Source organism: Methylobacterium indicum, from assembly GCF_001043895.1.
Taxonomy (GTDB): domain Bacteria; phylum Pseudomonadota; class Alphaproteobacteria; order Rhizobiales; family Beijerinckiaceae; genus Methylobacterium; species Methylobacterium indicum.
The window spans coordinates 39,645-65,430 of record NZ_JTHF01000120.1; the positions used below are offsets into that span (position 1 = coordinate 39,645).

Annotated in this window: 24 protein-coding genes; 14 read left to right on the forward strand and 10 right to left on the reverse strand. The window is 69.6% G+C overall.

What is annotated here, in order from left to right:
- Positions 1-62: 62 nt before the first annotated feature.
- From QR78_RS14800 to QR78_RS14830, 8 genes are all read left to right on the forward strand, one after another.
- Positions 63-953 (forward strand): LysR family transcriptional regulator, encoded by an 891-nt coding sequence (locus tag QR78_RS14800; protein WP_048428304.1) that lies wholly within the window; start codon positions 63-65, stop codon positions 951-953.
- Positions 954-1,056: 103 nt separating this feature from the next.
- Positions 1,057-1,536 carry a nucleoside deaminase gene (locus QR78_RS14805; protein WP_048428305.1) on the forward strand — a complete coding sequence of 160 codons (480 nt, stop codon included), beginning with the start codon at positions 1,057-1,059 and terminating at the stop codon, positions 1,534-1,536.
- 117 nt (positions 1,537-1,653) lie between these two features.
- The gene (locus QR78_RS14810; RefSeq protein WP_048428306.1) at positions 1,654-1,935 is read left to right on the forward strand and encodes a hypothetical protein; all 282 of its coding nucleotides are present in this window, start codon (positions 1,654-1,656) and stop codon (positions 1,933-1,935) included.
- A gap of 155 nt (positions 1,936-2,090) precedes the next feature.
- Complete coding sequence (gene acs, locus QR78_RS14815) at positions 2,091-4,040, forward strand: acetate--CoA ligase (protein ID WP_048428307.1); 1,950 nt, start codon at positions 2,091-2,093, stop codon at positions 4,038-4,040.
- A gap of 390 nt (positions 4,041-4,430) precedes the next feature.
- Positions 4,431-4,739 (forward strand): DUF485 domain-containing protein, encoded by a 309-nt coding sequence (locus QR78_RS14820; RefSeq protein ID WP_048428308.1) that lies wholly within the window; start codon positions 4,431-4,433, stop codon positions 4,737-4,739.
- Positions 4,736-6,424 carry a cation acetate symporter gene (locus QR78_RS14825; protein WP_048428309.1) on the forward strand — a complete coding sequence of 563 codons (1,689 nt, stop codon included), beginning with the start codon at positions 4,736-4,738 and terminating at the stop codon, positions 6,422-6,424. The genes QR78_RS14820 and QR78_RS14825 overlap by 4 nt, the downstream gene beginning before the upstream one ends.
- Positions 6,425-6,536: 112 nt before the next feature.
- Positions 6,537-6,776 carry a hypothetical protein gene (locus QR78_RS34175; protein WP_125901110.1) on the forward strand — a complete coding sequence of 80 codons (240 nt, stop codon included), beginning with the start codon at positions 6,537-6,539 and terminating at the stop codon, positions 6,774-6,776.
- Between the two features lie 33 nt (positions 6,777-6,809).
- Positions 6,810-7,811 carry a DUF2332 domain-containing protein gene (locus QR78_RS14830; protein ID WP_244278482.1) on the forward strand — a complete coding sequence of 334 codons (1,002 nt, stop codon included), beginning with the start codon at positions 6,810-6,812 and terminating at the stop codon, positions 7,809-7,811.
- A 21-nt stretch (positions 7,812-7,832) separates the two neighbouring features.
- Here QR78_RS14830 and QR78_RS14835 read toward each other — a convergent pair whose 3' ends face one another.
- Both QR78_RS14835 and purH read right to left on the reverse strand, forming a co-directional pair.
- On the reverse strand, positions 7,833-9,113 hold the full coding sequence (locus tag QR78_RS14835) for a DUF3422 family protein (protein ID WP_048428310.1): 1,281 nt from the start codon (positions 9,111-9,113) through the stop codon (positions 7,833-7,835).
- Between the two features lie 111 nt (positions 9,114-9,224).
- Positions 9,225-10,826 carry a bifunctional phosphoribosylaminoimidazolecarboxamide formyltransferase/IMP cyclohydrolase gene (gene purH / locus QR78_RS14840; RefSeq protein ID WP_048428311.1) on the reverse strand — a complete coding sequence of 534 codons (1,602 nt, stop codon included), beginning with the start codon at positions 10,824-10,826 and terminating at the stop codon, positions 9,225-9,227.
- A 300-nt stretch (positions 10,827-11,126) separates the two neighbouring features.
- On the opposite strand from purH, the gene QR78_RS14845 reads away from it, so the two are divergent.
- Positions 11,127-12,449 (forward strand): hemolysin family protein, encoded by a 1,323-nt coding sequence (locus QR78_RS14845; protein WP_048428312.1) that lies wholly within the window; start codon positions 11,127-11,129, stop codon positions 12,447-12,449.
- A gap of 122 nt (positions 12,450-12,571) precedes the next feature.
- Positions 12,572-12,976: a lanmodulin LanM gene (gene lanM, locus QR78_RS14850; protein WP_048428313.1), complete on the forward strand. Its 405-nt coding sequence runs from the start codon at positions 12,572-12,574 to the stop codon at positions 12,974-12,976.
- A gap of 110 nt (positions 12,977-13,086) precedes the next feature.
- Here lanM and QR78_RS14855 read toward each other — a convergent pair whose 3' ends face one another.
- Entirely contained in the window at positions 13,087-13,320 is a 234-nt protein-coding gene (locus QR78_RS14855; RefSeq protein ID WP_048428314.1) for a hypothetical protein, read from the reverse strand.
- A 368-nt stretch (positions 13,321-13,688) separates the two neighbouring features.
- Here QR78_RS14855 and QR78_RS14860 point away from each other — a divergent pair, with 368 nt between their 5' ends.
- Positions 13,689-14,720, forward strand: coding sequence for an adenylate/guanylate cyclase domain-containing protein (locus QR78_RS14860; RefSeq protein ID WP_179945869.1), 1,032 nt, complete (start codon positions 13,689-13,691; stop codon positions 14,718-14,720).
- Positions 14,721-15,413: 693 nt separating this feature from the next.
- Entirely contained in the window at positions 15,414-15,845 is a 432-nt protein-coding gene (locus QR78_RS14865; protein ID WP_048428315.1) for a Ros/MucR family transcriptional regulator, read from the forward strand.
- Between the two features lie 57 nt (positions 15,846-15,902).
- On the opposite strand, the gene QR78_RS14870 is transcribed toward QR78_RS14865, so the two are convergent.
- The gene (locus tag QR78_RS14870) at positions 15,903-16,697 is read right to left on the reverse strand and encodes a DUF1194 domain-containing protein (RefSeq protein ID WP_048428316.1); all 795 of its coding nucleotides are present in this window, start codon (positions 16,695-16,697) and stop codon (positions 15,903-15,905) included.
- 257 nt (positions 16,698-16,954) lie between these two features.
- Here QR78_RS14870 and QR78_RS14875 point away from each other — a divergent pair, with 257 nt between their 5' ends.
- Positions 16,955-17,695: a restriction endonuclease gene (locus QR78_RS14875; protein WP_048428317.1), complete on the forward strand. Its 741-nt coding sequence runs from the start codon at positions 16,955-16,957 to the stop codon at positions 17,693-17,695.
- Between the two features lie 282 nt (positions 17,696-17,977).
- Positions 17,978-18,751 carry a ComF family protein gene (locus QR78_RS14880; RefSeq protein WP_048428318.1) on the forward strand — a complete coding sequence of 258 codons (774 nt, stop codon included), beginning with the start codon at positions 17,978-17,980 and terminating at the stop codon, positions 18,749-18,751.
- A gap of 102 nt (positions 18,752-18,853) precedes the next feature.
- Here QR78_RS14880 and QR78_RS14885 read toward each other — a convergent pair whose 3' ends face one another.
- From QR78_RS14885 to QR78_RS14910, 6 genes are all read right to left on the reverse strand, one after another.
- A complete protein-coding gene (locus QR78_RS14885; protein ID WP_048428319.1) occupies positions 18,854-20,116 on the reverse strand; it encodes an MFS transporter in 1,263 nt (420 codons plus the stop codon).
- 292 nt (positions 20,117-20,408) lie between these two features.
- Entirely contained in the window at positions 20,409-20,606 is a 198-nt protein-coding gene (locus tag QR78_RS14890; protein WP_048428320.1) for a putative motility protein, read from the reverse strand.
- 42 nt (positions 20,607-20,648) lie between these two features.
- Positions 20,649-21,311, reverse strand: a complete 663-nt coding sequence (locus tag QR78_RS14895; RefSeq protein WP_048428321.1) for an invasion associated locus B family protein — start codon at positions 21,309-21,311, stop codon at positions 20,649-20,651.
- Between the two features lie 219 nt (positions 21,312-21,530).
- A complete protein-coding gene (zwf, locus tag QR78_RS14900; RefSeq protein WP_048428322.1) occupies positions 21,531-23,006 on the reverse strand; it encodes a glucose-6-phosphate dehydrogenase in 1,476 nt (491 codons plus the stop codon).
- Positions 23,007-23,219: 213 nt separating this feature from the next.
- Complete coding sequence (locus QR78_RS14905) at positions 23,220-24,134, reverse strand: SDR family NAD(P)-dependent oxidoreductase (RefSeq protein WP_082172141.1); 915 nt, start codon at positions 24,132-24,134, stop codon at positions 23,220-23,222.
- A gap of 228 nt (positions 24,135-24,362) precedes the next feature.
- Positions 24,363-25,460, reverse strand: coding sequence for a DUF4167 domain-containing protein (locus QR78_RS14910; RefSeq protein ID WP_048428323.1), 1,098 nt, complete (start codon positions 25,458-25,460; stop codon positions 24,363-24,365).
- Between the last annotated feature and the right edge of the window lie 326 nt (positions 25,461-25,786).

Below are 25,786 nucleotides of genomic sequence, written 5' to 3' on the forward strand. Positions count from 1 at the left end.
TTCGCTCTGGCCTCGCCGGCTTGTCTCGAGCCGGCCGGGGCTCTGGCGAGGGGTTGACGGCCGTGGACTGGGACAAGATCCGGATTTTCCTCAACGTCGCCGAGGCGGGCAGCTTCACCAAGGCGGGCGACGACATCGGCCTCAGCCAGTCGGCCGTCAGCCGCCAGATCAGCGCGCTGGAGCGCGAGCTGAAGGCGCCGCTCTTCCACCGCCATGCCCGCGGGCTGATCCTGACCGAGCAGGGCGACCTCCTGTTCCGGGCCGCCCGGGACATGAAGATGCGGCTGGAGACGACGCGCGCGCGCCTCGTCGAGACCAGCGAGCGTCCGTCCGGCGACCTCAAGGTGACGACGACGGTGGGCCTCGGCACCGCCTGGCTGTCGCAGCGGGTGGCGGAGTTCCTCGACCTGCACCCGGACGTGCGCGTCGAGCTGATCCTGACCAACGAGGAGCTCGACCTCGCCATGCGCGAGGCCGACGTGGCCATTCGGCTCCGCCGCCCGGCCCAGCCGGACCTGATCCAGCGCCGGCTGTTCACCGTGCATTACCACGTCTTCGCCTCGCTCGAATACATCAAGCGCTTCGGCGAGCCGAAGACGATCGAAGACCTCGACAAGCACCGCCTGGTCTCGTTCGGCGGCGACCAGCCCTCCTACCTGATGGCGACCCACTGGCTCGCCACCGTCGGGCGCGAGGGCCGCGAGCACCGCACGATCCACTTCACGGTCAACAACATCTCGGCGCTCCAGCTCGCGGTCGAGACCGGCGCCGGCATCGGCATCCTGCCGGACTACGTGGCGGACGGGAACGAGCAGCTGGTCCAGGTCCTGCGCGACTACGAGATGCCCAACCTCGAGAGCTACCTCGTCTACGCCGAGGAGATGCGCACGGTCGCCCGCGTCCAGGCCTTCCGCGACTTCCTGGTCGCGAAGGCGCAGCGCTGGACGTATTGAGGCGGGGCCGCCGGTTTCGCGGCCCCCTCTCCCCGCTTGCCTTTCCGGCAGGCGGCGCCATGCTCCCTCGGGTAACCGTAAGGCCTGGCCGCGAGGAGCCCCGATGACCGACGACGAGACCTTCATGGCGCGGGCCATCGCCCTGTCGGAGCACACCTCCCTCGTCGAGAGCGCCGGCGGCGCCTTCGGCGCGGTGATCGTGCGCGACGGGCAGATCGTCGGCGAGGGCGCCAACCGGGTCGTCGCCGAGAACGACCCGACCTGGCACGCCGAGATGGCGGCGATCCGCGACGCCTGCCGCAAGGAAGGCAACTTCAAGCTGCACGGCGCCACGCTCTATACCTCGGCCGAGCCCTGCCCGATGTGCATGGCCGCCGCCTACTGGGCCGGCATCTCGCGGATCTTCTACGCCTCGACCAACGCGGACGCTCTCAAGCACGGCAACTTCGACGACAGCATGATCTACGAGGAGATCCGCAAGCCCGCGGGCGAGCGCAAGATCCCGATCCGCCAGATCATGAGGGCCGAGGCGATCGAGGTCTGGGAGCGTTACGAGGCCAAGGCCGACCGGGTGCCGTACTGAGAGACGAGGTGCGGGACGGCACGTCGAGGGTGAAACTCCCACCGGGCCGTGACGTTGTCCTTTCGCGATGCTTCGGGGCGCGCCCCGAATGCATCCCGACAACGAAGGAGGCCCCGCATGCGTTCGACGCTTCGTCTCGCCGCCCTCGTGGCGATCGCCCTCGCCCCGGCGCCGCTCCTCGCCCAGGCCGGGACACAGACGGGAAATCCCGGAGCGGGGGACCCGTCCGTCACCGGCTCGCTCGGGACCGCCGCCCGTACAACCACCGGTGTCGGCCAGACCAAGCCGCCGGGCGCTGCGCTCGGTCCCGATGCCGGCCTGACCCCGGATCTCCAGGCGCGCGACCGTGAGATCGGCCGCAAGATCGAGACCGAGATCTGCACCGGCTGCACCGAGTAGACCGCTCCGGCGCCGTGCCCTTCGCCGGGCGCATTAATCCAAGGTGCATTAGACGGAATGATCGGTTGCGGGTGCCGCGAGCCGACGCCTAAACCGACCGCAACCAGCCCGGGACCTGCGCCGTGACCGGGCGGCAGAGGCAGGGGAGAAGCGCCATGAGCCAGCGGGTCGTCGAGGTCAGCCAGGATGCGCGCGCACGGGCGCATATCGACGAGGCGAAGTACCAGGCCTGGTACCAATCCTCGATCGGGGACCCCGAGGCGTTCTGGCGCGAGCACGGCAAGCGGATCGACTGGTTCACGCCCTACACCAAGGTCAAGGAGACGACCTTCGGCCCCGGCGACGTCTCGATCAAGTGGTTCTCCGACGGCGTGACCAACGCCGCCCATAACTGCATCGACCGGCATCTCGAGACCCGCGGCGACCAGGTGGCGATCATCTGGGAGGGCGACGATCCGTCGGAATCGCGCCACATCACCTACCGTGAGCTGCACGCGGAAGTGTGCCGGATGGCGAACGTCCTGCGCAACCGTGGCGTGTCGAAGGGCGACCGGGTCACCATCTACCTGCCGATGATCCCCGAGGCGGCCTTCGCGATGCTGGCCTGCGCCCGGCTCGGCGCGATCCACTCCGTGGTGTTCGGCGGCTTCTCGCCGGATTCGCTCGCCGGCCGCATCCAGGGCTGCGACTCGAAGCTCGTCATCACCGCCGACGAGGGCCTGCGCGGCGGCCGCAAAGTGCCGCTGAAGGCCAATGTCGACGCGGCGATCCAGCGCCTTCCGGCCGACAGCGTCGACCACGTGATCGTCGTGCGCCGCACCGGCGGCGCGGTCGAGATGGATCCGGTGCGCGACGTCTACTACGACGCGGCGGCCGCTCAGGTCACGGACGAGTGCCCGGTCACCCATGTCGAGGCCGAGCACCCGCTGTTCCTGCTCTACACCTCGGGCTCGACCGGCCAGCCGAAGGGCGTGGTCCACACCACCGGCGGCTACCTGGTCTATGCGTCGATGACGCACCAATACGTCTTCGACTACCACGAGGGCGACATCTACTGGTGCACCGCCGATGTCGGCTGGGTCACCGGCCACTCCTACATCCTGTACGGGCCGCTGGCGAACGGCGCCACGACCCTGATGTTCGAGGGCATCCCGACCTATCCGTCGATCTCGCGGTTCTGGGAGGTCGTCGACAAGCACAAGGTCAACATCTTCTACACCGCCCCCACCGCGATCCGCTCGCTGATGGGCGCCGGCGAGGAGCCGGTGAAGGCGACCTCGCGCGCGTCCTTGCGGGTGCTCGGCTCGGTCGGCGAGCCGATCAACCCCGAGGCCTGGGAGTGGTACTACCGGGTGGTGGGCGACGAGCGCTGCCCGATCGTCGACACCTGGTGGCAGACCGAGACCGGCGGCATCCTGATCACGCCTTTGCCCGGCGCAACCCCGCTCAAGCCCGGCTCGGCCACCCGCCCGTTCTTCGGCGTCAAGCCGGTGGTGGTCGACGCCGACAACAAGGTCCTGGACGGCGCCTGCGAGGGCAACCTCTGCATCGACGATTCCTGGCCCGGCCAGATGCGCACCGTGTGGGGCGACCACGAGCGCTTCGTCCAGACCTACTTCTCGACCTTCCCGGGCCGCTACTTCTCTGGCGACGGCTGCCGGCGCGACGCCGACGGCTATCACTGGATCACCGGCCGGGTCGACGACGTCATCAACGTCTCGGGCCACCGGATGGGCACGGCCGAGGTCGAATCCTCGCTCGTCGCGCACCCGAAGGTCTCCGAGGCCGCGGTGGTGGGCTATCCCCACGACATCAAGGGCCAGGGCATCTACGCCTACGTCACCCTGATGCAGGGCGAGGAGCCGTCCGACGGCTTACGCAAGGAGCTGGTCGCCTGGGTGCGCAAGGATATCGGGCCGATCGCCTCGCCCGACCTGATCCAGTTCGCCCCCGGCCTGCCCAAGACCCGTTCGGGCAAGATCATGCGCCGCATCCTGCGCAAGATCGCCGAGAACGAGTTCTCGTCGCTCGGCGACACCTCGACGCTGGCCGAGCCGGCCGTCGTCGACGACCTGATCGAGAACCGCCAGAACCGCGCCCACTGACCGCTCGGCACGGGCCCCGCCGCCGGGCCCGTGCCGACCGCCCGACACCGATCGACGAGACCATACGGCATCGCCGCGCTCCCGCCGCGGCGGTGCCTGTCGGCATGGTCGTCCTCGCGACGAGCGGCAATGAACGCCGAGACGATCTCCGGCTCTACTAAACCTTCGTAGCACGGCACGCTTTTTCAGCCGTTTTGCGCTGGCAATCTCCGACATTTCAGGTCATTCGCTGGATGCGCTGCAACAGCGGATAGTCGGCACAAGATTGTCCGTTACGATCCAGCAACAATTGGCGGCCCGCGTCATTCGTCTCATCGTCCGCCCATCTATGATGGGCGCGAGGACACGTGCGCTCGGCTGCGACAAGACCGACAGGGAGGAGGCCCGCCGATGGCAGAGGCAGAGTATTCACGGGTTCTGGCGAGCCCGAAATTCCAGCAGCTCGTGACCGAGCGCACCCGCTTCGGCTGGGTCCTGTCGGGCGCGATGCTGGCGATCTACCTCGTCTTTATCCTGCTCGTCGCCTTCGCGCACGGCCTGATGGCGACGAAGGTCGGCTCCGGCGTGACCTCGCTCGGCATCGTGCTCGGCCTCGTCGTCATCGTGGCGGCCTTCGTCCTCACGGGGATCTACGTCACCCGGGCCAACGGCCGCTTCGACGACCTGACCCGCGACCTCAACCGGGAGCTCGGCCGATGACCGCCCGCCGCATCGCCGTCGTGGCGCTCCTGACGATCGTCGGGGCCGGCGCCGCGCTCGCCGCCGGGCCGGATCTCGGCGCGGTCCAGAAGCAGGCGACGAACTGGACCGCCGTCGCGATGTTCGTGCTCTTCGTGCTCGCCACGCTGGGCATCACCTACAAGGCGGCGGCCGGCTCGAAATCGGCGGCCGACTTCTACGCCGCCGGCGGCGGCATCACGGCCGGTCAGAATGCGCTCGCCATCGCGGGCGACTACATGTCGGCCGCCTCGTTCCTCGGCATCTCGGGGCTGGTCTTCTCGTCGGGCTTCGACGGGCTGATCTACTCGATCGGCTTCCTGGTCGGCTGGCCGATCGTGCTGTTCCTGATCGCCGAGCGTCTGCGCAACCTCGGCAAGTTCACCTTCGCCGACGTGGCGAGCTTCCGCCTCGACCAGACCCGGATCCGCATCCTGTCGGCGACCGGCACCCTCGTGGTGGTGGCGTTCTACCTGATTGCCCAGATGGTCGGCGCCGGCAAGCTGATCCAGCTCCTGTTCGGCCTCGACTACCTCACCGCCATCGTCGCGGTCGGCATCCTGATGATCGTCTACGTCGCCTTCGGCGGCATGAAGGCGACGACCTGGGTGCAGATCATCAAGGCCTGCCTGCTGCTCGCCGGCGCGTCCTTCATGGCGCTCGCGGTTTTGTGGCGCTACGGCTTCAATCCGGAGGCGCTGTTCGCGGCGGCGGTCGCCGAGCATCCCAAGCACGAGGCGATCATGGCGCCGGGCGGCCTCGTCGCCGACCCGATCTCCTCGCTCTCGCTCGGCATCGGCCTGATGTTCGGCACCGCCGGCCTGCCCCACATCCTGATGCGGTTCTTCACGGTCTCCGATGCCCAGGCCGCCCGCAAGTCGGTGTTCTATGCCACCGGCCTGATCGCCTACTTCTACATCCTGACCTTCATCATCGGCTTCGGCGCCATCACCTTCCTGATGAGCGACCCGAGCTACTTCAAGGCCGGCGCGAACGGCGCCTACGACCGGATCGCCGGGCTCATCGGCGGCAGCAACATGGCGGCGGTGCACCTCGCCAACGCCACCGGCGGCTCGCTCTTCCTCGGCTTCATCTCGGCGGTGGCCTTCGCGACCATCCTGGCGGTGGTGGCCGGCCTGACGCTCGCCGGCGCCTCGGCGGTCAGCCACGACCTCTACGCCCAGGTCTTCGCCCGCGGGCGCACGACCGAGGCCGGCGAGGTGCGGCTGTCGAAGATCTCGGCCGTCGTGATCGGCATCGTGGCGATCTATCTCGGCTACGTGTTCGAGAACCAGAACGTCGCCTTCATGGTCGGCCTCGCCTTCGCGGTAGCGGCGAGCTGCAACTTCCCGGTCCTCGCGATGTCGATCCTGTGGAAGGGCACCACCACGCTCGGCGCCCTCGTCGGCGGCCTCATCGGCCTCGTGAGCGCGGTGGTGATGGTGGTGCTCTCGAAGGCCGTGTGGGTCACCACCTTCGGCCATCCGGCAGCGCTCTTCCCCTACGACAACCCGGCGCTGTTCTCGATGCCGCTCGCCTTCCTGGGCATCTGGGCGGTCTCGAAGATCGACAACTCCGCCCGAGCGAAGCGCGAGCGGGCGGCCTTCGAGGCGCAGTACGTGCGCTCCGAGACGGGAATCGGGGCGGCCGGCGCGCACGCGCACTGATGTGACGAGGGGCGGCGGCCCGATGGGCCGCCGTCTGCCTGTCGATAAGAAAAAAGCATTGCCAGACCTGACGCAGGGGCACATCTTCGATCGGCCATGAGGGTCGAAAGGCATGAGTCGCGAGAGGGATATGTCTCCCCGCGAAGCGGGCAAGCTCGACATCGAGCCCAGTCCGGTCGGTTGCGCGGCCGGTGGTGCACCAGCGATCGAGCAGGTTATCCACATTTCCCCGGAGGTCTACGCCGATATCGTAGCGATGGTGTCCACTCCAGCAACAGTTCTTCTAGAAATCTCAAAAATCGCTGCGTACTATGCGCCGTGGGAAACTGGCGACGGTGAGAGGCTTCAATGAAGACCGCGTCTCCAATTTCCGGGCCTTAGCGCCGTGGCTTCCACCCACTCCATTCATCGCAACCTCTCCGAGCGCTACGTCCGCTTCGCGGACGATGAAGCGAGGGGGCGATCGGCGCTTTACGAGGCTCTGGCCCGAGGCGTCGCGTACGAGAAGCAGATCCTCGACTTTCTCTCGACTCTTCCGCTGGGCAAGCAGCAGCCGAACCTCCTATTCGCGGCTGTCCGTTCCATTGCCGGCACGCCCGATGATTTCGGAGATTTTCGGCGCCGCCTGCTTGAGAACGTCCCAGCTGTCCGAGCGCTAATATTGTCGTGCTCGACGCAGACCAACGAGCCGGCGCGATGCGCGCTGCTGCTGCCGATCCTGGCTCGGCTGCCGCAGCCGCTGGCCCTTATCGAGGTCGGAGCCTCCGCAGGCCTCTGCCTGCTCCCGGACTTCTACGGCTACGATTTCGGTTCAGGTGTACTCAGGCCAGAGGTCGGCGACGGCACCTTTCCGGTCTTTACATGTACCGTCAGTCCTTCGACGCCCATCCCTTCGCGGATGCCGCGGATCGTCTGGCGAGCGGGATTGGACTTGAACCCGCTGGACGCCGGCGATCCCGAACAGTCATCCTGGCTCGAAACGCTCGTCTGGCCAGAGCGTACGGAGCGGCTGGCCGGTCTGCGCGACGCCCTGCGCATCGCCGCCGTCCAGAGACCTCGTATTGTCGAAGGCAACCTGATCGGTGGTGCCCTCACCTCGCTCTGCCGGCAAGCGCCCGCCGATGCGACGCTGGTAGTCTTCCATACGGCCGTGCTGGCCTATGTGCCGAATCATGCGACGCGGCAGGCTTTTGCGAACGAGGTGACGGCTTTGTCACCTTACTGGATCTGCAACGAATCTCCGCGCGTGATGCCAGATCTGTCGGCGGGCATCGGAGATCCGGGCGGCGGCCGCTTTCTCATGACGGTCAACCGGAAGCCGATCGCTTGGACCGATCCGCATGGAGCGGCCATCACGTGGATCGCGGCGGAGAATACCGTCCCGTAGAGTGGGAAACGGTCCTACCACTCAATGTCCCGGCTCCGCGTGCATCCGCCGGATGCGCCGGACCGTCCACCACACCCCCACCAGCACCAGCGGTACCGCCAGAGCCGTCCCGACCGTCGCATCGACGGGGACACCGGCATGGTGCAGGCCCTCCAGCACGTGGTGGACGAGACTCGCGACGTAATAGGTGATCGCCGCGACCGAGAGGCCCTCGACGGTCTGCTGCAAACGGAGTTGCAGCCGCACCCGGTCGTTCATCGATTGCAGCTGGGCCTGGTTCTGGCGCTCCAGGTCGATGTCGACCCGCGTGCGCAGCATCTGGGCCGCCCGGGCGAGCTTGCGCGAGAGCAGGTCCTGCCGCTCGGCGATCGTCGTGCAGGTGCGGATCGCCGGGTTGTAGCGCCGGGCGAGGAAGACCGACCAGCTCGTCTGGCCCGGGAGCGCGTGCTCCCCCGACGAAGAGAGGCGCAGCCGCACCAGTTCGTCGTAGGCCCGGGTCGCGCCGAAGCGGTACATCGCCCGCGAGGCCCCGGCCTCGAGCTCGGCGGCGAGCCCGATCAGCTCGTCGAGGAGGGCGTGGTTCTCGGAAAACCCCTCGCTGGAGCGCATCGCCTCCATAAGCGGCGGCAGCGCGGTCTCGATCCGCCGGATGGTCGGCCCCAGGGCCTGCGCCTCCGGCAGACCCAGGAGGGCCAGCGTGCGGTAGGTCTCGATCTCGAGCAGGCGCTGGACCAGGGTGCCGGCGCCGAGCCGGCTCAGGCGCCGGTCTGCCACCACGATGCGGACGTAGCCGTGCGGATCGGGCTGGAAGTCGGTGGCGATCACCGCCGCGCCCCCTTCCGCCTCCGCCATGGCCAGGGAAGCGGCGTTGAAGCCCGAGACCACATCGGCCGGCAGCCCCCCGTCGACCGCCGGCAGGAGGTGGAGGTCGACCGCGACGAGGAGCGGGCCGGGCTGGGCCACCTCTCCCATCGCGCCCTCGATCGCGTCGGGCTGGGGCTGGAAGGCCTGGCCCTGGGCGTCGCCGAATTCCCAGGTATAGGTGGTGAACTCGCTGTGGCTCTCCCAGCGCAGGATCGCGCCGGAGAAGATCACCCGGTGCTGCTTGGCGCCCAAGGCCGGGCCGGGATGGCCGAGGCCGGTGCAATAGGCTTCCAGCGCGTCCCGGTCGGCGGCGGCCGCGTCGCCGTCGGTCAGGAAGGCGTAGTGCAGGAAGCGGCGGGGCGTCTTGACCGGCGTGAACGGCCGGGCATGGACCTCCGCCAGCACCCGGGCCCGCAAGGGATGTTCGTCCAGCCGCATTCGTCGCAGTCCCGCCCGTCGTCGCGGCGAGGCTTGGCCGAGGCCGGCCCGTCGGTCAACGGGCCGACAGGGGAAGGCCGACCCCCGATCGAGGGGCCGGCGCGTGTCCCGTCAGTGCCGGAAGTGGCGGTGGCCGGTGAGCACCATGGCGAGGCCGGCTTCGTCGGCGGCGCGGATCACGTCGTCGTCGCGCATCGAGCCGCCGGGCTGGATCACCGCCGTGGCCCCGGCCTCCGCCGCCGCCAGCAGGCCGTCGGCGAAGGGGAAGAACGCGTCGGAGGCCACCACCGCGCCGCGGGCGAGGCTCTCGGGGAGCCCGGCGGCCTTCGCGGCTTCCGCGGCCTTCCAGGCGGCGATGCGGGAGGAATCGACCCGCGACATCTGCCCGGCGCCGATGCCGACCGTCGCCCCGTCACGCGCGTACACGATCGCGTTCGACTTGACGTGCTTGGCGACCCGGAAGGCGAAGCGCAGGTCCGACAGCTCGGCCTCGGTCGGGGCGCGCTTGGTCACGACCTTGAGCGGCATGTCGTCGACGACAGCGTTGTCGCGGTCCTGGACCAGGAAGCCGCCCGCCACCGTGCGCCAGACCTGGCCGGCGCTTCGGGGATCGGCGACGCCGCCGGTGGTGAGGAGGCGCAGGTTCTTCTTGGCGGCGACGATCGCGGCCGCCTCCTCGGTGGCGTCGGGCGCGATGATGACTTCCGTGAAGACCTCGACGATCTTCTTCGCGGCTTCCGCATCCAGCGTGCGGTTGAGCGCGACGATGCCGCCGAAGGCCGAGACCGGGTCGCAGCGCAGCGCCCGCTCGTAGGCCTCGATCAGGTCGGCGCCTTCCGCGACGCCGCAGGGATTGGCGTGCTTGACGATGACCACCGCGGCGGTCCGGGCGGGATCGAATTCGCTCACCGCCTCGAAGGCGGCGTCGGTATCGTTGATGTTGTTGTAGGACAGCTCCTTGCCCTGGAGCTGGCGCGCCGTCGCCACGCCCGGGCGCGGGGCGCCGGCGGTGCGGTAGAACGCGGCCTTCATGTGCGGGTTCTCGCCGTAGCGCAGACCCTGGGCGAGCGTCCCGCCGAGGGCCCGGAAGGTCTGGGTCTCGGGCGCGGCCTCGATCTCGCCGGCGAGCCAGGTCGAGATGGCGGCGTCGTAGGACGCGGTGCGGGCATAGGCCTTCTGGGCCAGCCGCCGACGGGTCGCGAAGGTGACGGCGCCGTCATGGGCGTCGAGGTCGGCCAGAACCGAATCGTAATCGGCGACGTCGACCACCACGGCGACGTCCTTGTGGTTCTTGGCCGCCGCGCGGATCATCGCCGGGCCGCCGATATCGATGTTCTCGATGCACTCGGCCGCCGGCTTGCCCGCGGCGAGCGTCGCCTCGAACGGGTAGAGGTTGACGACCAGGAGGTCGATCGCCGCGATGCCGTGGGCCAGCATGGCGGCCTGGTGCTCGGGGTTGTCGCGGATCGCGAGCAGCCCGCCATGCACGCCCGGATGCAGGGTCTTGACCCGGCCGTCCATCATCTCGGGGAAACCGGTGAGGTCGGAGACCTCCGTCACCGTCAGGCCGGCCTCGGTCAGCGCCCGGTGGGTGCCGCCGGTCGAGACCAGGGTCACGCCGCGGGCGGCGAGCGCGCGGGCGAACTCCACCAGCCCGGTCTTGTCGGACACGGAGAGAAGCGCACGGGAAATGCGGGACAGGTCGCTCGCCATGATGAACCGGGTCTTTCGGTCGTTGAGCGCGGCGCGGCGGAGATCCCCGACAAGGGAAGAAGCCTGAGCCGGCGCAGGATCTTTGCCGGCGCCTAGCAGAAACCGCGGGACGAGGCCAGATGTTGCGCCGCGGGATGGCAGAGGGCGTCCACTGTCTTCCCGCGGGCCTTCCGCGGCGGCATCGCCCGTGGAGGAGCGGCCGGATCGGGCATCGGACGGATAGGCTCCGGGGAGCAGACTTGCTATGAGGGGGCCGGCCACGCCCCGCCCCGGGAGCGGCCGGTCGCGCCACGGGAGGCGGTGATTTTCTCCGACAGTCCCTGGGGGACGGGCCTCGGCCTGTTCGCCATCGTGTTCCTCGTTTTCGCGAACGGGTTCTTCGTCGCGGCCGAGTTCGCCCTCGTGGCCGTCCGGCGCAGCCGGGTCCAGGAGCTCGTCGCCGAGAAGCGCACCAATGCGGGTGCCCTCCAGCGGGCGGTCGACAGCCTCGATTCGCACCTGGCGGCCACCCAGCTCGGCATCACCATCTCGTCGCTGGCGCTGGGCTGGGTCGGCGAGCCGGCCCTGGCCCACCTGATCGAGCCGCTGCTCGCCTTCCTGCCGCAGGGCGTCAGCACGGCCGGCGCCCACGCCATCGCGGTGGTCTTTTCCTTCGTGGTCATCACCTCGCTGCACATCGTGCTGGGCGAGCTGGCGCCGAAGAGCCTGGCCTTGCAGCGCAGCGAGCGCACCGCGCTCGCCATCGTGCGCCCCCTGCGGCTGTTCCTGCTGGTCTTCCGCCCGGCGATCTCGTTCCTCAACGGGCTCGGCAACGGCGTGCTGCGGCTGTGCGGCCTGCAGCCGGGCTCCGGCGAGGGCTCGCTGCATTCCACCGCCGAATTGTCGCTGCTGGTCGCGGCGAGCCAGGAGGCCGGGCTCATCCAGGAGGCCCAGCAGGCGGCGGTGCAGCGTATCTTCGGCATCGGCGAGCGGCGGGTGCGGGACATCATGACCCCGCGCCACGAGGTCGACTGGATCGATATCGAGGACCCGCGCGAGGCGGTGCTGGAGACGATCCGCGCCTGCCGTCACGAGCAATTGGTGGCGAGCCGCGGCGAGATCCACGAGATCGTCGGCGTGCTGCGCAAGCAGGACGTGCTCAACCAACTCCTCGACGGGGCGCCGATCACGCTGGACGCGATCATCCGCGAGCCGATCGTCGTCCACGAGGGCATGCCGATCCTGCGGGTGCTCGAAACCTTCAAGGCCAAGCCCGTCCGGATGGCGATCGTCGTCGACGAGTACGGCGACCTCGAGGGCATCGTCACCCAGACCGACCTCCTCGAGGCGATCGCCGGCGACATTCCGGAGACCGACGACGAGGAGCCGATGGTGGTGGAGCGCCAGGACGGCTCGCTGCTGATCGACGGGATGATGCCGGCCGTCGAAGCATTCGAGCGTCTCGGCCTGACCGAGCGGCCGGATACCGACGACTTCTCGACGCTCGCCGGCTTCGTGATCTTCCAGCTCGGACGCATTCCCACCGCCGGCGACGGATTCGAGCGGGGTGGCTGGCGGTTCGAGGTCGTCGATATGGATGGGCGCCGGGTCGACAAGATCCTGGCGGAAAGGCTCGAAGCGTGACCCTCCCCTGCGTCAGACGGGGTTGCAAAGCTTCCCGCAACGGTTAGGTATCCTTTTGCCAGATTATCCCGACCCACTCTCTTAGAGAGGGTGGGCGACGACTCTCGCGCCGGAGACCTCCCATGCTGAACCGCACCCTCCTCCTCACCGCCCTGCTCGCCGCGCCGCTGGCGCTCCCGGCTTCCGCCGAGGCCAAGCCGAAGGCCGACCGCACCATCGCGGCCGTCGACACCGATTCGGACGGCACGATCGACCTCGCCGAGGTGAAGGCTGCCGCCGCCGCGGTGTTCGACACGCTCGAGAAGGATGCCGACGGCACCCTCGACGCCAAGGAGCTGAAGGGCCGCCTGAGCCGCCAGCAGCTGATGAAAGCCGATCCGGACAACGACGGCACGCTGACCAAGGACGAGTACGTCGCCCTCGCCGAGAGCCTGTTCAAGGCTGCCGACCCGGACAACGACGGCACGCTCGACGCCAAGGAGATGAAGAGCCCGGCCGGCAAGACGCTGGCTCGCCTGCTCAAGTAAGTCGCTACACCGAACGGCCCCTCGCGCGGCGCTCGTACCGGATCGGGCGCGCGCCGCGAGCGGGAAGGACGAAGGGGCGGCCCGCGAGGGACCGCCCCTTACTCATACGGTCAGTCGCAGCGCTCGCTGTGGACGGTCTTGCTGTCGCCGTACTCGTTGGTCTTCTTGACGGTCTTGGTCTCGCAGCCGCCGACCGAGCCGGTGGACTCGACCGACCGCTTCTCGATGACGGTGTTGCGCTCCACCGGTGCCGAATCGCGACGGATCACCGTGACGTCGTCGGCCAGCGCCGGGACGGTGACCAGGGCCGCGAGCGTCGCGAGAGTGGCAAGACGAAGGGACATTGCAGGCTCCGGGTTCGAGGACTGTTCCGGGCTTCAAAACGCCATGGTCAAGCCAAGAGTTCCCTAGGTTTCGAGAAGCCCTTGGGGTTTCTCGAGGGGGTTTCGCGAGGGTGCGGACGCGTTTTTTGACGCTTCGCGGATCGCGCATGGGCGAAGGCGGCGACGATCTGTAGCCCCGTGCCGCCGGTGCCCTCAAATCGGCACGAATCCCGGTTGAACTGCCCTGACGCCGCGGGCCTGCCCCGAGCCCGACGGCGCAGGAGAGCGCCATCGTGCCCGCAGCCGGCCCCGTCGACCACCGCTCATCGGGGGAGCCGGATTCCGTCGGGCTCGCGGCCCGCGCGGCCGAGTTCTGGCGCGCCCTGCGGCTGCCGATCCCGCAGCACGCCTGGTTCTGGATCGGGATCCTCGCGCTCAGCGCCGGGGCCGGCCTGCTCTACGACGCGCTGTTCAAGAACGGCATTCCGCTCGTCGCGGCGATCCACGGCGTATTCATCGGCGCCTGCGCGCTCCTGATGGAGCGCGGCACCCTGCTGCCGCGGCTGCAGGCGCGGCTGCGCCGCCTGCCGACCTTCCTCTACGTGCCGATCGCCGAGCTCGCCTATGTGGGCATGATCACGCTCGGCCACGCCATCGGCGGCATCATCGTGTGGAGCACCGGCTTGAGCGCCGAGCCCTTCGCGGAGGCGGTGGTGCCCTCGCTGCGGGTGCTGGTCTACGCGCTCGCCGTCTCGGCGCTGCTCGTCTTCGTGGTGCGCATGCGCGACCTCATCGGCGCCGAGGTGTTCGTGAACCTGCTGGTCGGGCGCTATCATCGGCCGGTCGAGGAGGAGCGGATCTTCCTGTTCGTCGACGTCGTCGGCTCCACCGCCTATGCGGAGACGCACGGGGCGCTGAAGACCCAGGCCTTCCTCAGCGCGGTCTTCGCCACCCTGGCCGAGCCGGTCCGGCGCTGCCAGGGCTCGACCGACGACTTCGTCGGCGACATGGCGATGATCACCTGGCCGATGGCCCGTGGATTGCAGGCCGCCCGCTGCGTCGCCTGCGTCCTGGCGATCCAGGACAGCCTGACCCGGGACGCGGCCGCCTGGCAGGAGCGGTTCGGCACCGTGCCGCGCATCCGCGCCGCCCTGCATGGCGGCCCGGTGGTCACCGCCGAGATCGGGGTCGACCGGCACAAGATCGCGTATTTCGGCGACGCGGTGAACGTCACGGCCAGGCTTGAGGCTCTGTGCCGCACCCTCGACGCGCCGGTGCTGATCTCCGGCGACCTCCTGGCGAAGCTGCCGCGCCTGCCCGAAGGCGTGCGGGCGCGCCCGCTCGGCGAGCATGCGGTGCGCGGGCGCGACCAGGCGCTCACCGTCGCGGCCATCGAACCGGCCGGCCGGCCGCTCGCCTGAAATGCGGCCGGACCCGCGGCCGTCGGATAATCGATCCAAGGATCTCGCCTGCCCGGCTCGTCGCCAGGGGCCCAATCCGACTGTTCCGGACGCCCGATCGCGTCCGAAGCGGGCTTCGTCACGACTGATTTAATCGTTCGCCGAAGGTTTCATCGCGCGCGACAACCTGCGGCGGATCGTGATCCTGCGGGAAAACGCAGACAGGGAGCGTTTCGGCATCGATCGAGTCGTGCATAACCCAATCGTGAAGACTTTCATCACCCGGTAACCATTCGTGTCCGCGATCGACACCTTGTGGTTGGTGCGCCACCCGTTCGAGAGTGGGGGTGGGCGTTTGCCCCTGACGGACCCTCGTCTTGCAACAACGGTGTTACAATCACGATGTCTAAAAGTTGACGATACACCCAAACGGTATAATCCGAAGAGGATACGGCCTGAGCCTCAGACTCGCACGAGATGGACGGAAGGGCTGCCGTCGCTGAAATCAGCACAGCGTCGGCTGCGAATCGTCCCGCAGAAGACTACCGACCGGAGATCCTGCCAGGGGAAGATTGCTTCTTTTTCCCTTGCGGTTCCGACGCCGACGCCATAGTTGCACGCGGAAGCAAAGGCGGGTCGGTCCTGCGGCATCAGGGTCCTGAGGCAGGATTGCCCGAGCGTCTCACCGATCGACCCGGAGCAGAGGACTACGCGATGAACGAGAACGAGGCGCCGACCAACCACATCCAGCTGGCGGCGGATATCGTGGCAGCCTTCGTGAGCAACAATTCGTTGCCGGTGGCGGAACTGCCCGTCCTGATCGCCTCGGTCCATTCCGCGTTGGGCAGCCTCAATCACGGCGAACAGGCCGAGCAAGCAGAGCCGCTGACGCCGGCCGTCCCGATCAAGAAATCGATCATGCCGGATTACCTGGTGTGCCTCGAAGACGGCAAGAAATTCAAGTCGCTGAAGCGTCACCTGCGCAGTCGCTACGGAATGACGCCGGAGGATTACCGCGCCCGCTGGAATCTGTCGCCCGATTACCCGATGGTGGCGCCCAACTACGCCGCGGCGCGCTCGGAACTGGCCAAGACCATGGGGCTCGGGCAGCAGCGGCGCAAATCCCTGCGCAACGGCGAGGGATGAGCCGTCGCGGCGGCGCTCCTCCGCAATATACCACTTGAGGTTGTATCTCGACGCCGCTCAATCCCAGTCCGGATTGGGCCGCTCGCCGATCAGGCAGTTGGCGCGGGGCTCTCCCTGGGCCCGCTGCATCAGCGGACCGGTCTCCCGCCCGGCCACCTCGCGGATGATCTTGGTGCGGATGGCGGCGGCGAACTGGTCGCGTTCGCGGACCGGCACCATGAAGCTGCCGCCGCCGCCGATCACGCAATCGCGGTAATAGAGGTCGAGGTCCTTGATGTCCCAGGGACCGCTCGGCTCGCGGATCATCAGCGGCAGGCCGTTGATGACGATCCCCTGTCCCACCGCATCGTCCCGGGCCCGGGTGACGGACCGGCCCTGGTTGTTCGGTCCGTCGCCCGAGACGTCGATCACCCGCCGCGTCGCCTCGAAGCCGCTGCCGGCGAGAAGGCCGACGGAGAAATCGATCGCGCTGGCGATCGAGGTCCAGGTCGAGCGCCGGGGCGGGCTCTGAACCAGCCGCTCGGCGAAGTCCGCGGCATCCTCGGGGCCGGCGATGAGCGTCCAGGGCACCACGACCCGCTGGCTGCCGACCCCGGCCCATTCGACATAGGTGACGGCGATGCGGCCGACCATGCCCTGGCGGATCGCCTGGTGAATGGCCGGGTTGCGGAACGCCTCGACGTAGCCCTCCCGCTGCACCGCCTGCTCGTCGCCGGTCATCGACAGGGACACGTCGACCGCCAGCACGAGGGCGACATCGACCTCGACCGAGGAATCCCCGGCCCGCGCCGGCGGACCGACCGCCGTCGCGGCGAGGAGGCAGGCGAGAAGCGCAGCGACGCGTGACCTCATCCGGGGACTCCCCTGCGCCGGCCCGAGGACACCCCGGCGGAGCACCAGGATCGGCCGTGCGGCGGCCTGGATGCAAGCGCCGCGAAGGCCTCGCCTCGACACGCTCGCGTGAGGCCGCGTCTCGGCGGTGCCCGGCCGGGCCACCCGCGTTCTGCTGTGGATGACGCCGGGGACGGGAGGGGCCTTAGGCTGGGGACAACGCGGTCCCGCGACAGTCCGGATCATCCGGCCGCGTCCTGCGGCGCGAGGTTCTTTCGATGCGTCGTTCCTCCAGCCTTGCCGACCGCCTGTTCTGGCCTCTCCTGGCCGGTGGCGCGGCGAGCCTGTGGTTCGGGCCCAAGGCCCTCCTGGTCGCCGGGCTCGTGGTCCTGGTGCTGGTCCTGCACCGGCTCGGGCGCGGGGGCCGCTTCCGCCGCCGGGTCCGGGCGATCGCGCGGCGCCACCGCGAGACCCTGGCGCTTCGCCGCCGGCAGGAGAGCTACGTCGACCCCTACGGCAACGAGATTCTCGACGGCTGGCTGCGCGAGCGCAGCTACTTCGCCGAGCGCACGGTGCTGCCGCGCCTGGAGGCGGAGGGCTACGGCGACCTGATCGAGGCGCGCTACGACGAGATCCTGGCCATCGTCGAGGCCGCCTCCCTGAGCGTCGCGCTGCCGGACGAGGGAGATGCTCCGCCGGAGGACGGGCTCGCCTACGAGCGTTTCTGCGCGGCCCTGCTCGAACGCGCCGGGTGGGACGCGCACACCACCAAGGCGGCGGGCGACCAGGGGGCCGACGTGGTGGCGGAGCGCGACGGCATACGGCTGGTCGTCCAGTGCAAGCGCTACGCGAAGCCGGTCGGAAACGGCGCCGTGCAGGAGGTGGTGTCGGCGCGCAGCTACTGGAACGCCGACCACGCGGCGGTCGTGTCGAATGCCGGCTTCACGCCCGCCGCCCGCAAGCTCGCGGCCGTCACCGACGTGCTGCTGATGCACCACGACGAGTTGCCGGATCTGTGACGGCGACGGGACGGGGCCGCGTCGAGGCCGCGTATCAGGCGGTACGTGCCATCCGATCGACGATCTCGGTCGATTCTCGGCTTCCGCAGCCGTACAGGCCGGCCAGCTCCTCCGCCCGCACCGCCGGCGACATTCGTCGCAGAGCGAGGGGCTCGGCCCGCTCGATCACGGCGCGAGACGAGAGCAGAATGTCGCCTGTCCCGGCCCCCGCTCGATCGGCCCGACCATGATCACGCGTGAGACCACAGCCCCGTCAGAGATCGTGGCCGCCGGTATCGGCCGATGGTGATCACGCCGCACCGACTGGCAAGGGTGCCGGGCGTCGTCATCCGGGGCGTGGTCGGGCTCGTCTATCCGCCGAGCTGCATCGCCTGTGGAGCCGCGACGGCGGTGCCACACGCGCTCTGCGCGGCGTGCTGGCACGAGATGCGCTTCATCGAACGGCCCTATTGCGAACGGCTCGGGACGCCGTTCTCCGTCGATCTCGGCTCCCCCGGCCTGCTCTCGCCGGCCGCTCTCGCCGATCCGCCGGTCTACCAGCGCGCCCGGGCTGTGGCGCGCTACGACGCCACGGCGCGGCGGCTGGTGCAACGCCTGAAATACGAGGATCGCCTCGATCTCGCCGGGGCGATGGGTGCGATGATGGCGCGGGCCGGCGCGGAACTCCTGGCGGAGGCCGATCTCGCGGTGCCGGTCCCGCTCTGGCGCTGGCGGCTGTGGCGCCGACGCTTCAATCAGGCCGCCCTGCTGGCCCGGACCGCGACCCGCGGCAGCGGCGTCCCGATGGCGCCGGAGCTGCTCGCCCGGGTGCGGCGGACCCGCCAGCAGGTCGGACTCACCCGCGCCGCGCGAGCGGAGAATCTGCAGGGCGCCTTCCGGGTGCCGGACGCGGCCCGTCCCCGGCTCCTCGGCAAGCGGGTCCTCCTCGTCGACGACGTCCTGACCACCGGCGCGACGGCGAACGCCGCCGCCCGGGCGCTCCTGCGCGGCGGGGCGGCGGCGGTCGACGTGCTGGTCTTCGCCCGCGTGGTGAGCGACGGGCGCGATGTCGTCTAGAGCATTTTCCGACGAAGTGGATGCCGGTTCGTCGAAGAAAATGCGGCAAAACAAAGACTTAGAGAGCTTCGCGATTGCAACGCGATCGTGAAGCGCTCTAGGTCAGGCGCGCTGGACGCCGCCGATCGTTTCCTCCGGCGCGGGCGCGGCCTCTCCGGCAGCGGCCAGGGCCTTGCCGCGGGGACCGACCCAGACCCCGACCCATCGGCGCGACCACAGGGCGAGGCCGCCGAGCACGATCGCCGTGAAGGCGGCATAGAACAGGAAGCCCGCCGCGAAGCCGCCGGTATACTGCTTCGACAGGCCCATGGCGTTGGGCAGGATGGCGCCGCCGAGCGCCCCGACCTCGCCGATCATCGAGCCCGCCACCGCGGTGTTGGTCGGCCAGCGCAGGGGCACGAGCTGAAAGAGCGCGCCGTTGCCGGCGCCCAGCGCCGCGAAGCAGAACATGAACAGGATCGTCGTGACGAGGAGCGTCGGCGCCGCGGTGAGCGCCAGGAACGAGCCGACGGCGGCGAGCAGCACCACGGTCAGCACCAGGATGCCGCCGATCCGGTCGGCGAAGTAGCCGCCGAGGATGCGGATGCCCGATCCCATCAGCGCGGCCAGCATGGTCAGCCGTCCGGCCTCGATCTTGGTGACGGCGAACTGCTCGTAGAAGAAGGTCGGCAGGAAGTTCGACAGGCCGATGAAGCCGCCGAAGGTGATGACGTAGACGAGGTTGAAGGCCCAGCCGTCCTTCTCGAACAGGCAGGAGACGTGCTCCCTGAAGCTCTGGTGCTCGCGGTCCGGCGGCTCCTGGGCGAAGACGATCATGACGACGAGCGGGATCAGCATGACGAGTCCGGCAAAGCCGTAGACCGCCTGCCAGCCATAGGCCTGGGCGAGGGGCGGCGCGAACAGCACGGCGAGCACGGTGCCCGAGTTGCCGGCCCCGGCGATGCCCATCGCCAAGCCCTTGTGCTCCGCCGGGAACCAGCCCGAGCCGAGGGAGAGCGCCACGCCGAAGGAGGCGCCGGCGATGCCGAGCAGCACGCCCATGGCGAGCACGTCGGTGAAGGAATGCACCAGCAGGAAGCCGTAGGCCATCGCCAGCACGATCAGCGACATCTCGGTGATCGCGGCGTTCTTGCGCCCGATATACTGCGCGAGCACGCCGAGGGGAAACCGCATGATCGCGCCGGCGAGGATCGGCAGCGAGATCATGAAGCCGGTCTGGGCCGGCGTGAGCTTGTAATGCTCGGTGATGAACGGGCCCATGGCACCGTTGAGCACCCAGATCGCGAAACAGAAATCGAAATACAGGAATGCCGCGAACAGGGTCGGGGGGTGCCCCGATTTCATGACGGTCTTGAAACTGGCCATCGGACGAGCCTCACGCATAGCCCCCGCGGGGGGTCTTCGACGCGCTTCAGGGTGAGGATCGCTCAAGAGCCTCGCGGCCCGATCGCGCTCCTCCGTCTGTCGGACATCCCTGTCCAAGGCTCGGGCGTCGTTGCCCCGCGGGCCGTGAGGCCAGCCTGCGGGGTGGAAGGCAGCTTTCGTGCCAGTGTTTGATGGATGTGCGACGGCAACGCCGGATCGAAGATCGTGCCGGCCTGCCTCAGGGGCAGGCAGAGGCTGATGCGCCGGGCGGCAGCGGGGCGATCGGTGAGGCTCAGACGCTCACGTCGAGGATCTGTCCCTGGCCGGGCGGAGGCGGCGCCGGGATGTTGGCCGTCTCGGCCACGAAGGCGGCGACGCTGCGCTCGGCATCGAGCTGCTGGCGGGTCACGGCGGTCGCGACCTGCTGGCTGTAGGTGGCGCCGTGCTGGGCCACGGCGACGGCGGCGAGGGAGGCGGAATCGATGCTCATGCCGGAAGCCTGCCGCCCAAGCGTGACCAGGCCGTGAAGATGTCAGCTCAAAAGCTGGGACATCCGGGCGAGCGCGGCGGCGAAGCCGGCGAGCGGCACCGTGATGGTGTCGGCCTCGCCGTTGGGCTTGGTACCGGTGACGCGCAGGTTGACGGCGGTCTTCATCGCGTCGGTGGCCACCGTCGGGAAGCTGATCGGCACGATGCAGCCGGCCTGGACGCAGGAGGTGTAGGGCGCGCCCTTGCCGAGCGTCGCGTCGTCGAGCTTGAAGGTCACGCCGGGCTCGATCGAGAGGCCGAGCGGCATCAGGAGGAGGCCGTTGCTGCGCCCCTCCTGCGGCGGGTTGAGCTCGATGCTGAACCGGCGCTGGCCGGTCTGCGCCACGCCTTGCGCCTGCGAGAGCTGGCACTGCCGCTTCTCGTTCTCGCGGGTGCAGCTGATGGTCCAGTCGCCGTAGACCTCGCTCACCGCGCTGGCGCCGTTGGGCCAGGCCCCGGTCGGCGCCGTCACCGGCGCGGGGGCGGCCTCCGCCTTCGGGGCAGGCGCGGGCTTGGGCGCCGCGCGGCGCACGGGCTTGGGAGCCGGCTTGTGCGGCGCCTCCGCCGCCGGTGCCTCGCCGGCGGGCTCCTCCTGGGCGCGGGCGGGGCCCGCGAGGATCGCGGCGAGGACCAGCAGGCTGGCGAGGGGCAGGCGGCAGGGCGACATGATGGATTCCTCGACGCCGGTCCGCGCCGGGGCGCGGACGGGCCTTTGTCTCGCGGCTCCTCTAGAGCGAGGCACGCCGGAAGGGAAGCCGCCGGACGGCCAAACTTGTGGCCATGCCCTTGAGATCCCTGAGATATCTTGGATGCATTCCAATCAAGCGCGGGCGGTCCGGCGGCTTCTTGGGTCCCGCCGCGGTCGATCGGGACGCGCCGCCCGCGATCAGCCGAGATCCTCGTACCAGGTGCGCCCGTCGCGCTCGATCAGCGCGATGGCCGCGGTCGGGCCCCAGGTGCCCGCCGGATAGGGGCGCGGCGGTTCCGGGCGGTCGGCCCAGGCGTTGAGCAGGGTATCGGCCCAGGCCCAGGCCGCCTCGACCTCGTCGCGGCGCATGAACAGGGTGGTGTTCCCCCGCACCACGTCCATCAGCAGGCGCTCGTAGGCGTCCGGGTAGCGCTGGTTGAAGGTCTCCTCGAACGAGATGTCGAGGCCGGTCGCGCGCAGGCGCATGCCGCCGGGACCCGGCTCCTTCGTCATCACCTCGAGCTTGATGCCCTCCTGCGGCTGCAGCCGGATCACCAGGCGGTTCGGCTCGCGGGCGAACTCGTCGGAGAAGATGCTGAACGGCGAGGAGCGGAACTGCACCACGATCTCGGACACCTTCTGGGGCAGCCGCTTGCCGGTGCGCAGGTAGAACGGCACGCCGGCCCAGCGCGGTGTCATCAATTCGAGCCGCAGGGCGACGAAGGTCTCGGTCAGGCTCTGGCCCTCCCCGCCGAGATCGGCGGCGTAGGAGGCGACAGGCTGGCCGTTGACCGCACCGGCGACGTACTGGCCGCGCACGGTCCGCATCGGCACCTCGTGGGCCGGAATCGGCTTGAGCGCCCGCAGGACCTTCAGCTTCTCGTCCCGCACCGCGTCGGCGTCGAGCGAGAGCGGGCTCTCCATGCCGAGGAGGCAGAGGAGCTGCAGCATGTGGTTCTGCAGCATGTCGCGCAGCGCGCCCGACGTGTCGTAATAGCCGCCGCGGCCCTCGACCCCGACCGTCTCCGCCACCGTGATCTGGACGTGGTCGATCACGTCGGCGTTCCACAGCCGCTCGAAGATCGTGTTGGCGAAGCGCAGCGCCAGCAGGTTCTGCACCGTCTCCTTGCCGAGATAGTGGTCGATGCGGAAGATCTGGCTCTCGGGAAAGACCTTGCCGACCTGATCGTTGATGGCGCGGGCCGAGGCGAGGTCGTGGCCGATCGGCTTCTCCAGCACCACCCGCGAGCGCTCGCCGATCAAGCCGTGGGCGCTCAGGTTGCGGCAGATCGAGCCGTAGAGGCTCGGCGAAGTGGCGAGGTAGTAGGGCCGGACGTGATCCGGGCGCTCGGCCAGCAGGCTCGCCAGGTCGTCCCAGCCGTCGTCCCCCGCCCCGTCGACCGCGACGTAGCGGAGATGGTCGAGGAAGCTCGCCACCGTGGCGGGATCGCGGTCGGCCGCCGGAACGTGGCGTTCGAGCGCTTCGGCGGCGAGATCCCGGTACTCGGCGGTGCCGAGATGGGTGCGGGCCGCCGCGATGATGCGGCTCTCCCCGGGAATCTGGCGATCGCGAAAGCGCTGGTAGAGCGCCGGCAGCAGCTTGCGCATCGTCAGGTCGCCGGTGGCGCCGAACACGACCGCGTCGAAAGCGGCGACGGGGATGATCTTGTGCATCGGGTGACGGGTCTCCCGCTTCTCGCCGGCCGTATCCTCCGCACGGGAACGGCCGGCCTACCTGCCTGAGGGCGGTCGCCTCGCGCGTCCGGCCCCCTCGCCTGTCGATTCGGCGTGTGTCTGTGCGCCCGACGCGGGCCGGACGCTACGGAAATCTGGCGAGGCGGCCCTCGCCGTGCCCCGGAATGTCCGGTCTCGCGTCTGCGCCGCGCGTCAGAACGAGGCCGGCGTGGCCGCGGCCTCCTTGATCCCCTCGTCCGCGCCGGTGCTCCCGCCTTCCAGCGGCGCCTCCATATGGGCCGAAAAGCCCGCCTTGTGGTCGGGGTGCCAGCGCGAGAGGGCCGGACGGTTGCGGATCACGTCGTCGGAGGACCAGCGCATGCGCTTCTCGTCCATCTCGCGGGTGGTCTCGTTGTCCGGGCAGAGGATGTAGAAATCGCCCGAGGCCATCCGGTCGAGAAGAAAATCGACCGTCTCCTCCGGCGTCCAGGCACCGGCCGGCTTCTCGGTCACGCCGCGGGCCCGGGTCAGGCCGGTATAGACGAAGCCCGGGATCAGCAGGTGGGCGGTCACCGGGGAACCGGCCTCGCGCAGCTCGTGGGCGAGGGCTTCAGTCGTCACCTTCACGCCGGCCTTGCTGACGTTGTAGGGCGTGTTGCCCGGCGGGGTCGTGATGCCCTGCTTGGAGCCGGTGACGATCACCGCGCCGGGCCGTCCCCGCTCGATCATGCCCGGCACGAAGGCCTGGAGCGCGTTGACGACGCCCCACAGGTTGGTGTCGAGGATGCGGTGCCAGGTCGCGGCATCGGAGAAGAACCGGCCCCCGGCCTCGATCCCGGCATTCGCCATCAGGACCGACACCTCGCCCAGGGCCGCGGCCTCGCGGGCGAGGGCCGCGAGGGCTTCGGGCACGGCCACGTCGGTCGGGACCGCGCGGACCTCCGCCGCACCCTGCGCCACCGCGGCGACGGCTCGGTAGGCCGCGTCCAGCGCCTCGCCGGGGAGGTCGGCGAGCACCACCCGCATCCCGGCCGCGGCAAAGGCCTTGGCGGCGGCGAGCCCGATGCCGCTCGCGGCGCCGGTGACGACCGCGACGCGGCCCTGCGCGAGGGCGGGATGATGAGTCATGCTGTGCTCCACCTCGGACGACCCGGCGGGATCTCCGCCTCGAGGGACGTTCGTCCCGTGCTTCAAGGCCGGCAGGTAGGTGGGCGCGCGGGAAACGCCACATGCGGCGCCGCAAAAAAATGCCGCTGCCGGATCCCGGCACGGGGCGACACCGCCTTCACCAACGCAAAGAGCCGGCTTCCCCGAGAGGAAACCGGCTCCAGATCGTTCACGAAGCGGGACTGCCGCTCACTCGCCCGAGGCGTCCGAGGGCTTGGGAAAGAGCTCGGCGGAGGGCTCGCCCCCGCCCTCGGCACCTTCGAAGCGGGTGCGGCGGCGACGGCGCGGCCGGGGAGCAGGCGCCTCGTCCGCCGCCTCGACGGGCGTGGCCGGAGGGGCCGGGGGGGCGTCCTCGACCGGAGCGGGCGCGGGTGCCGCCGGCCGCACCGGCGTGGTCAGAAACGCCGGCAGGCCGGTCGGCTCGTCGGCGGAGAGGACGGGCTCGGCGCGGGGCTCCTCGCGGCGGCGCTCGCGGCGGAACTCGGAGCGGCCGCCCTCGCGGTAGCCCTCTTGCCGGGGCGCATCCTGCCTTGCCGCATCTTGTCTCGGCGAAGCTTGTCGCGATGAATCCAGCCGACCGTCGTCCTGCCGCGGCTGCTCGGTGCGGGAGAAGTCCTGCCGTTCCGCCCGGGGCTGACGGTCCTGCCGATCCTGACGCTCGCCGCGATCCTGACGGTCGCGCTGCTGGCGCTCGGGACGGTCCTGCCGATCCTGGCGGTTCTGCTGGAAGCGCTCGCGGCGCTCCTGCCGGTCGGGACGGTCCTGGCGCTGGTGCTCGGAGCGGTCCTGGCGCTCGTAGCGGGACGGACGGTCCTCGCTCCGGCTGTCGTAGGGCTGCGGCTGCTGGGCGGGATCGCCGTAATCGTCCGCGGCGCCGTAGCCCGACTGGGCGTAGCCGTTGCCGTTGCCGCGATCCTGGCCGCGATCCTGGCCGCGTTCCTGGTTCCGATCCTGACCACGATCCTGAACCGCGTAGCCGTTGGTCGGCACGCCCTCGTCGTCGCCGTCATCCTCGTCGTCGAAGCCGGGGCGACCGTAGGTTCCGCCGTATTGCTGGCGATACTGCTCGTTCGCCGCCGTGATGATGCGGAAATAGTGCTCGCCGTGCTGGAAGTAGTTCTCGGCCATCACCGGATCGCCGCTCGCCTGGGCGTCGCGGGCGAGCTGGGCGTACTTCTCGGCGATGTGCTGGGCCGTTCCGCGGATCTTGACGTCGGGACCGTTCGATTCGTAGGCCCGGGTCAGCGGGTTCGGCCCCTTGGTGTTGCTGCGGTTGCGACCACGCATACGCCTGTTCTGGTTCGGTCTCATCGGTCTCGACTGACCCTCTTCGACGACTTGAAGGGCGGGACTTCACGCGCTGAGCGGTCCTTCGTCCGCGGATCCGGCGGCCGTCTGCCGGCCTTGTCGTCTCCGCAGCGATGTCCGCCGTGCCCTGTGCGACCGCGGGGCGTCTCACCGCCGGCCGCCGTCGATCCACAGATGCGGGTCACCGGGCCGCCTACGCGCTGATGGGTCTGCCCGGTGGTGGAAGATCGTCCGAAGGTCCGCGCCCGATGTCGCGCCTGAGAACTGAGCCTGGCTGTGATATCCGGACCGTTCACGATCTACCC